The organism is uncultured Dietzia sp. (assembly GCF_937873725.1).
In the GTDB taxonomy this organism is placed as follows: Bacteria; Actinomycetota; Actinomycetes; order Mycobacteriales; family Mycobacteriaceae; genus Dietzia.
Genome location: NZ_CALMYY010000124.1, coordinates 48,412 through 57,052 on the forward strand (window position 1 = coordinate 48,412; position 8,641 = coordinate 57,052).

Below are 8,641 nucleotides of genomic sequence, written 5' to 3' on the forward strand. Positions count from 1 at the left end.
AACGAAACCATGAGCACACTCAATCCCACCCCCTCGGCCACCCGCGCGCCGATCACCTCGGTCCTGGTGGCCAACCGCGGCGAGATCGCCCGGCGGGTCCACCGCACCGCCCGCGCCCTCGGCATGACCACGGTGGCCGTCTACTCGGATGCCGACGCCGACGCGCCCCACACCCGCGAGGCCGACGCGGCCGTCCGGCTCCCCGGCAACACCCCCGCGGAGACCTACCTCCGCGGCGACCTGGTGATCGAGGCCGCGAAGGCCGCCGGTGCCGACGCCATCCACCCGGGCTACGGCTTCCTGTCGGAGAACGCCGGGTTCGCCCGCGCCGTGATCGACGCCGGGCTCACCTGGGTCGGCCCCCCGGTCGAGTCCATCGAGTCCATGGGGTCCAAGATCGAGGCCAAGAAGATGATGGCCGCCGCGGGCGTGCCCATGCTCACCGACCTCGAGCCCGCGGACGTCACGGAGGACATCCTCCCGGTGCTCGTCAAGGCCTCCGCCGGCGGCGGCGGCCGCGGCATGCGCGTGGTCCGCACGCTGGGCTCCCTGCACGACGAGATCGCCAACGCGCAGCGGGAGGCGCTGTCGGCCTTCGGCGACGACGCCGTGTTCTGCGAGCGCTACCTCGAGCGCGGGCGCCACATCGAGGTCCAGATCATGGCGGATGCCCACGGCACCGTCTGGGCCGTCGGCGAGCGCGAGTGCTCCATCCAGCGCCGCCACCAGAAGGTCATCGAGGAGGCCCCGAGCCCGCTCGTCGAGCGGACCCCGGGGATGCGGGAGGCGCTGTACAAGGCGGCTCGCGACGCCGCGGCCGCGATCGGGTACACCGGTGCCGGCACGGTCGAGTTCCTGGCGACCGACGACGGCGAGTTCTTCTTCCTCGAGATGAACACCCGCCTCCAGGTGGAGCACCCGGTCACCGAGGCCACCACCGGCCTGGACCTGGTCGCCCTCCAGCTCGACGTGGCCGCGGGCCTGCCCCTGCCGTCCGCCGAGCCCCCGGCCACCCGCGGGTGGTCCTTCGAGGCCCGCCTCTACGCCGAGGACCCGGCCAACGACTACACGCCGGGCTCCGGGACGCTGTGGTCGCTCGACGTCCCCGGGGTGTCCTCGCACTTCGAGGGCCCGCACCGGCCGGGCATCCGCCTGGACAGCGGCGTCGAGCCCGGGGCCCAGGGCGCGCTGATCGGCGTGCACTACGACCCGATGCTGGCCAAGGTCATCTCCTACGGCCGCACCCGCGACGAGGCCTGCGCCTCGCTCGCCGGCGCCATGTCCCGGGCGAAGGTCCACGGCCTCACCACCAACCGCGCCCAGCTGGTGCGGGTCCTGCGGCACCCGGAGTTCATCGCCGGGAACCTCTCCACCGCGTTCCTCGACGACCACGGTGCCGAGGCGCTCGCCGCCCCGCTCGCCGACGACGAGGCCACGGCGATCTCGGCCCTCGCCGCCGCGATCGTGTCCGGCACCGCCGACCACGCCGCCGGACCGGTGGCGCTGGCGCAGGCCGGTTTCCGCAACGTCGGGCACACGCTCCAGAAGCGGACCTACCGGTTCGGCGAGGACGAGCTCGAGGTGGCCTACATCCGCGACCGCTCGGGCGCCCACGCCGACGGGGACCTCGCGGAGATCGTCACCGTGGAGGACGTCCGCTCCGACGCCGTGGACCTCGAGGTCAGGGGGGTGCGACGCACCTTCTCCGTGGCCCGGTACGAGGTGGTCGGCGCGGACACCGTCGTCGAGGTCGACTCCCCGCTCGGCCCGGTCTCGCTCGTCGAGCCCCCGCGCTACACCGATCCCGGGGCGGAGGTCGCGGCCGGTTCGCTGCTCGCGCCCATGCCGGGCGCGGTCATCCGCATCGCGGTCGCCGTCGGGGACACCGTCACCGCCGGCCAGCCGCTGCTGTGGATGGAGGCCATGAAGATGGAACACACCATCTCCGCCGCCGTCGACGGCATCGTCACCGAGCTGCCCGTCGAGGTCGGGACCCAGGTCGAGACCGGCACCATCCTCGCCGTCGTCGCCGATCCCGACGCCGACACCGACACCGACACCACCCCCCAGGAGTGACCACGATGACCGACATCTCCCACATCCCCAACCCCGTCGTCGACACCGATGAGCAGAAGCAGCTCCGCAAGGTCGCCTACGACCTGGGCTCGCGCTACGGCATCGAGTACATGCGCGAGAAGTCCGACGCCGGCGAGACCACCGACGAGCTGTGGACCGAGGCCGGCAAGCTCGGACTGCTCGGCGTGAACCTGCCCGAGGAGTACGGCGGCGGCGGGGCCGGCATGACCGAGCTGTCCATCGTCGAGGAGGAGCTCTCCGCCGCCGGCGCCGGGCTGCTCATGATGGTCGTCTCGCCCGCGATCAACGGCACGATCATCTCCCGCTTCGGCACCGATGAGCAGAAGAAGCAGTGGCTGCCGGGCCTGGCCTCCGGCGAGATCATCACCTCGTTCGCGATCACCGAGCCCGACGCCGGCTCCAACTCGCACGCCATCTCCACCACCGCGCGCCGGGACGGCTCGGACTTCCTGCTCAAGGGGCAGAAGACCTACATCTCCGGCGTGGACCAGGCGGACGCCATCCTCGTGGTGGCCCGTCTCGAGGGCGCCACCACGGGCAAGCTCCAGCCGGCGCTGTTCATGGTCCCCACCGACGCCCCGGGCCTGACCAAGACCCACATCCCCACCGAGGTGCGGACGCCCGAGCGGCAGTTCCAGCTGTACTTCGACGACATCCGGTTGCCCGCCGAGGCGCTCATCGGCGACGGCGACACGGCGCTCCTCATGCTCTTCGCGGGCCTCAACCCCGAGCGGATCATGGCCTCCGGCATGGCGATCGGCACCGCGCGGTTCGCGATGGACCGGGCCACCAAGTACGCCAACGAGCGCACCGTGTGGAAGACCCCGATCGGCGCCCACCAGGGCGTCGCGCACCCGCTGGCGCAGTGCAAGATCGAGCTCGAGCTGGCGCGGCTGATGATGCGCAAGGCCGCGGCGCTCGTCGACGCCGGCCTCGACGATCTCGCGGCCGAGGCGGCCAACATGGCCAAGTACGCCTCCGGCGAGGTCTCCGCCCGAACGGTCGACCAGGCCATCCAGACCCTCGGCGGCAACGGCCTGTCCGTGGAATACGGCCTGGCGGGCATGCTCGCGGCGTCGCGGCTCCCGCGCATCGCCCCGGTCAGCCGGGAGATGATCCTCAACTACGTGGCCCAGCACTCGCTCGGGCTGCCGAAGAGCTACTGAGGTGATCGGGATGACCGATCAGACGACGGGTGACCAGCCGTTGGTGCGCTACGAGGTCTCCGGTGGCGCCGCGCGCGTGACGCTCGACTCGCAGCACAACCGCAACGCCATCTCGACCGCGCTCGTCCACCAGCTGCACGACGCGCTCGAGCGGGCGGCGGCGGACGACGCCGCCCGCGTGGTGGTCCTCGGCCACGCCGGCGGCACGTTCTGCGCCGGCGCGGACCTCTCCGAGGCGTCCGCGGGGCAGGAGAGCCCCGAGGAGCAGGCCGCGGGACGGACCCGGATCTTCCTGGGACTGCTGCGCGCGATCATCTCGCACCCCAAGCCCGTGATCGCGGCCGTCGACGGCCACGTCCGCGCCGGCGGGATGGGCCTCGTGGCCGCCTGCGACTTCGCCGTCGCCGGCCCCACGTCGACGTTCGCCCTGACCGAGGTCCGACTCGGCCTGGCCGCGGCCATGATCTCGGTGCCGCTCGCGGCGCGGGTGAACGACCGGGACCTCGCACGGGCCCTGCTGACGGGGGAGAAGTTCGACTCCGCGCACGCCCGGCGGATCGGCCTGCTCTCGGAGGCCGTGGACGACGTCGCAGCCGCCGTCGACGAGCTGGTGGCCGCGTTCCGGCCCTGCTCGCCGCAGGGTCTGGCGGAGAACAAGGCGCTGCTCGCGGCGCCGATGCTGTCCGAGCTCGATGCCCGTGGGGACGCCCTGGCGGGCGTCACCGCCAGGCTGTTCACCACCCCTGAGGTGGCCGAGGGAATGACCGCCTTTCTTGAGCGCCGACCTCCCGCATGGGCGGCCGACGCGGAGTAGCGTGAGGTGTGGCACTGGTCACGTGACCAGTGCCACACGATCAACTCTCATTCGAGGAGTACTTCCATGCGCACCAAGGCCGCCATCATTCGTGAGCCGAAGCAGGACGGTTGGGAGGTCGTCGAGGTCGATCTCGGTGACCCCCGGGTCGGGGAGGTTCAGGTCAAGCTGGCCGCCTCCGGTCTCTGCCACTCGGACGAGCACCTGCTCACCGGGGACCTGCAGTTCGAGACGTACCCGATCATGGGCGGTCACGAGGGTGCGGGAATCGTGACCAAGGTCGGCGAGGGGGTGACGGGCATCCAGGTGGGTGACCACGTCGTCCTGGCGTTCATCCCCGCCTGCGGCACCTGCCCGCCCTGCTCCGAGGGACTGCAGAACCTGTGCGACAACGGCGCCGGCCTGCTGTCCGGTCGGGCGATCGCCGACGACACCTACCGGATCCACACCGCCGACGGTGAGCCCGTCGCGACCATGTGCCTGTTGGGGACGTTCTCGCCGTACGTCACCGTCCACCAGTCCTCGGTCATCGTGATCGAGAAGGACATCCCGCTCGACAAGGCCGCCCTGCTCGGCTGCGGCGTGTGCACGGGCTGGGGCTCCGCGACCGAGATCGGCAAGGCCAAGGAGGGCGACGTCGTGGTGGTCGTCGGCGTCGGCGGCATCGGCACCAACTCGGTCCAGGGGGCCGCGGCGGCCGGGGCCCGGGTGATCGTGGCGGTCGACCCGGTGGAGTTCAAGCGGGAGAAGGCGCTCGAGTTCGGGGCCACCCACACGTGTGCCTCGATGGACGAGGCCATGGCACTGGTGGGCGAGCTCAGCTGGGGACGCATGGCCGACCTGGTCCTGCTGACCATGGGTGAGGTCCACGGCGAGCACCTGCTGCCCGGGCTCTCGCTCACCGGCAAGGGTCGGCGCTGTGTGGTCGTGGGGCTGGGCAACATGATGGCCGTCGACGCGCAGCTGTCGATCCTCGACCTGGCCATGCAGCAGAAGACGCTGCAGGGGGCCATCTTCGGCGGCACCGGTCCGCGCAAGCAGATCCCGCACCTGCTCCACCAGTACCGCGCCGGGAACCTCAAGCTCGACGAGCTCATCACCAAGACGTACCGGCTCGAGGAGATCAACCAGGGCTACCAGGACATGCGCGACGGCAAGAACCTTCGCGGCGTGATCATCTACGACGAGCAGGACTGGTAACAGGAGGAAGAATGACGGCACCCGAGCAGCGCGCCCCCAAGCAGGACCGAAGCCGGATCACACGGGAGCGGTTGCTCAGTGCCTCGATCGACCTCCTCGCAACGCAGGGCTGGGCGGCGACCACCGTGGGAGCGGTGGCCGCCGCCGCCGGCGTCTCACGGGGGGCCGCGCAACACCATTTCCCCACCCGCGAGGACCTCATCACCGCCGCCCTCGGGCACATGATCGAGCAGCGTCTGGAGAACGTGCGCACCGTCGGACTCGATCTCCCCGCCCCCGGCCCCGAGCGGACCGTCGCCGTCGTCCGGCTCATCGTCGACCACTACACCTCCGACCTGTTCAAGGCGGCGCTCCACGTGTGGACCGCGGCGGCCAGCGATCCCGCGCTCCGCGACCGCGTGCTGCCGCTGGAGAACCACATGTCCCGGGAGGTGCTGGCGATCGCCGCCGCCGCGCTCGACCGCGACCCCGCGGAGCCCAGGGTGCGGAGGTCGCTCCAGACCACCCTCGACCTGGCCCGCGGACTCGGGTTGGCCGACGTGCTCTCCGACGACTCCCTGCGCCGTGAGAAGGTCATCGGCTTCTGGGCGGAGACCCTCGACCTGGTGCTCGCCCAGGACGCGGAACCGCACGCCGCGGGTGTCGCGGCGGCCACGTTTTGACCGATCCTCCCGATGGCGGTTAGGCTTGACCATCGTGCTCGCAGTACGCGAGCTGGAGGATCGTGCCCAGTAGGCCAGCGAGAGCGGCTGACGAGGTCGCCCGTGCGCCCGTCGGGGAGCGCGAGAGTCCGGATACGAGCAACGTCCCAGTGACCGGTGGCCACCCCGTACGGAGGCCGCCAGCTAGAGAAAGTCGGTTCATGCCAACCATCAACCAGCTGGTCCGCAAGGGCCGCCAGGACAAGAAGTCGTCGTCCGCGACGGCGGCCCTCAAGGGCTCGCCGCAGCGCCGCGGCGTGTGCACCCGTGTGTACACCACGACCCCCAAGAAGCCGAACTCCGCGCTCCGCAAGGTCGCCCGCGTGCGTCTCACCAGCGGTGTCGAGGTCTCGGCCTACATCCCCGGCGAGGGCCACAACCTCCAGGAGCACTCGATGGTGCTCGTCCGCGGCGGTCGTGTGAAGGACCTCCCGGGTGTGCGGTACAAGATCATCCGCGGCTCGCTCGACACGCAGGGCGTCAAGGACCGCAAGCAGGCCCGCTCCCGCTACGGCGCCAAGAAGGAGAAGTAATGCCTCGCAAGGGTCCCGCCCCGAAGCGCCAGCTGATCGCCGATCCGGTCTACGGATCGCCGCTGGTCACCCAGCTCGTCAACAAGATCCTCCTCGACGGGAAGAAGACGACCGCCGAGCGGATCGTCTACTCCGCGCTGGAGATCTGCCGCGAGAAGACCGGCACCGACCCGGTCGTCACCCTCAAGAAGGGGCTGGACAACGTCAAGCCCGCTCTCGAGGTCCGCTCCCGCCGCGTCGGTGGCGCCACCTACCAGGTGCCGGTCGAGGTGCGTCCGGGTCGCTCCACCACCCTTGCCATGCGCTGGCTGGTGACCTTCTCCCGGCAGCGTCGCGAGAACACCATGGTCGAGCGTCTCGCCAACGAGATCCTGGACGCCTCCAACGGTCTGGGTGCCGCGGTCAAGCGCCGCGAGGACACCCACAAGATGGCCGAGGCAAACCGGGCGTTCGCGCACTACCGCTGGTGACAGCACGGGACCCGGGGGGAGCGGCGTCGGTCCGGCGCCCCACCCGGGTCCCGTAGTCGCCCGCAGGGTGGCATCATTGAACAAGTGCCAGTGGCGCCTCGAACAGAGAGCGTGCCGGCGACAACACACAGACCCGGTTCGGACGGTCCACACAGGCCGCACGGACCACCGACGACTCACGATCGGGGAATATCCGTGGCACAGGACGTGCTGACCGACCTCAACAAGGTCCGCAACATCGGCATCATGGCGCACATCGACGCCGGTAAGACAACCGTCACCGAGCGCATCCTGTTCTACACGGGTGTCAACCGCAAGGCGGGCGAGACGCACGACGGCGCCTCGACCACCGACTGGATGGAGCAGGAGAAGGAGCGCGGCATCACCATCACGTCCGCCGCCGTCACCTGTTTCTGGTCCGACAACCAGATCAACATCATCGACACCCCGGGCCACGTCGACTTCACCGTCGAGGTGGAGCGGTCGCTGCGCGTCCTCGACGGCGCGGTCGCGGTGTTCGACGGCAAGGAGGGCGTCGAGCCCCAGTCGGAGCAGGTCTGGCGCCAGGCCGAGAAGTACGACGTCCCCCGCATCTGCTTTGTCAACAAGATGGACAAGATGGGCGCGGACTTCTACTACACGGTCCAGACCATCATCGACCGTCTCGGCGCGACGCCGCTCGTCCTGCAGCTGCCGATCGGCGCCGAGGACGACTTCGACGGCGTGGTCGACCTCGTCGAGATGAAGGCCCTCATCTGGCCCGGCAAGACCGAGATCGGCACCGAGGCGCAGGTCCAGGAGATCCCGGCCGAACTGCAGGACAAGGCCGCGGAGTACCGCGAGAAGCTGCTCGAGACCGTCGCCGAGAGCGACGAGGCCCTCATGGAGAAGTACTTCGGCGGCGAGGAGCTGACGAAGGAGGAGATCCAGGGCGCGATCCGCAAGATGGTCGTCAACGCCGAGATCTACCCGGTGCTGTGTGGCTCGGCGTACAAGAACAAGGGCATCCAGCCCCTGCTCGACGCCGTCATCGCGTACCTCCCCAACCCGCTGGACGTCGGCGAGGTGCAGGGCCACAAGGTCGGCGACGAGGAGACCATCGTCCTGCGCAAGCCGTCCAAGGACGAGCCCTTCGCGGCGCTGGCGTTCAAGATCGCGGTCCACCCGTTCTTCGGTGAGCTGACCTTCGTGCGCGTGTACTCGGGCCGGATCGACCCGAGCACCCAGGTGATGAACGCGACCAAGGGGAAGAAGGAGCGCGTCGGCAAGCTCTTCCAGATGCACGCCAACAAGGAGATGCCCGTCGAGGAGGCCGTGGCCGGCCACATCTACGCGTTCATCGGCCTGAAGGACACCACCACGGGCGACACCCTCTGCGACCTGCAGAACCAGGTGATCCTCGAGTCGATGACCTTCCCGGCTCCGGTCATCGACGTCTCGATCGAGCCCAAGACCAAGGCCGACCAGGAGAAGCTCGGCACGGCCATCCAGAAGCTGGCCCGCGAGGATCCGACGTTCTCCGTCCGGCTCGACGACGAGACCGGCCAGACCGTCATCGGCGGCATGGGCGAGCTCCACCTCGACGTGCTGGTGGACCGCATGCGGCGCGAGTTCAAGGTCGAGGCCAACGTCGGCAAGCCGCAGGTCGCCTACCGCGAGA

General features: G+C 70.1%; 8 protein-coding genes. All 8 read left to right on the forward strand.

Features of this window, described 5'->3' with window-relative positions:
* Window positions 1-9 precede the first annotated feature (9 nt).
* Window positions 10-2,076, forward strand: a complete 2,067-nt coding sequence (locus Q0444_RS13800) for a biotin carboxylase N-terminal domain-containing protein (RefSeq protein WP_299023476.1) — start codon at window positions 10-12, stop codon at window positions 2,074-2,076.
* Window positions 2,077-2,081: 5 nt separating this feature from the next.
* The gene (locus Q0444_RS13805) at window positions 2,082-3,263 is read left to right on the forward strand and encodes an acyl-CoA dehydrogenase family protein (RefSeq protein WP_291084522.1); all 1,182 of its coding nucleotides are present in this window, start codon (window positions 2,082-2,084) and stop codon (window positions 3,261-3,263) included.
* 10 nt (window positions 3,264-3,273) lie between these two features.
* Window positions 3,274-4,077: an enoyl-CoA hydratase family protein gene (locus Q0444_RS13810; protein WP_299023477.1), complete on the forward strand. Its 804-nt coding sequence runs from the start codon at window positions 3,274-3,276 to the stop codon at window positions 4,075-4,077.
* Between the two features lie 66 nt (window positions 4,078-4,143).
* A complete protein-coding gene (locus Q0444_RS13815; protein WP_299023480.1) occupies window positions 4,144-5,277 on the forward strand; it encodes an NDMA-dependent alcohol dehydrogenase in 1,134 nt (377 codons plus the stop codon).
* A gap of 11 nt (window positions 5,278-5,288) precedes the next feature.
* Window positions 5,289-5,939: a TetR/AcrR family transcriptional regulator gene (locus tag Q0444_RS13820; protein ID WP_291080124.1), complete on the forward strand. Its 651-nt coding sequence runs from the start codon at window positions 5,289-5,291 to the stop codon at window positions 5,937-5,939.
* A gap of 200 nt (window positions 5,940-6,139) precedes the next feature.
* Window positions 6,140-6,511, forward strand: coding sequence for a 30S ribosomal protein S12 (gene rpsL, locus Q0444_RS13825; RefSeq protein WP_291080126.1), 372 nt, complete (start codon window positions 6,140-6,142; stop codon window positions 6,509-6,511).
* The gene (gene rpsG / locus Q0444_RS13830; RefSeq protein WP_299023483.1) at window positions 6,511-6,981 is read left to right on the forward strand and encodes a 30S ribosomal protein S7; all 471 of its coding nucleotides are present in this window, start codon (window positions 6,511-6,513) and stop codon (window positions 6,979-6,981) included. The genes rpsL and rpsG overlap by 1 nt, the downstream gene beginning before the upstream one ends.
* Before the next feature lie 195 nt (window positions 6,982-7,176).
* On the forward strand, window positions 7,177-8,641 hold a 1,465-nt coding region (gene fusA / locus Q0444_RS13835), incomplete at its 3' end, for an elongation factor G (RefSeq protein ID WP_299023485.1).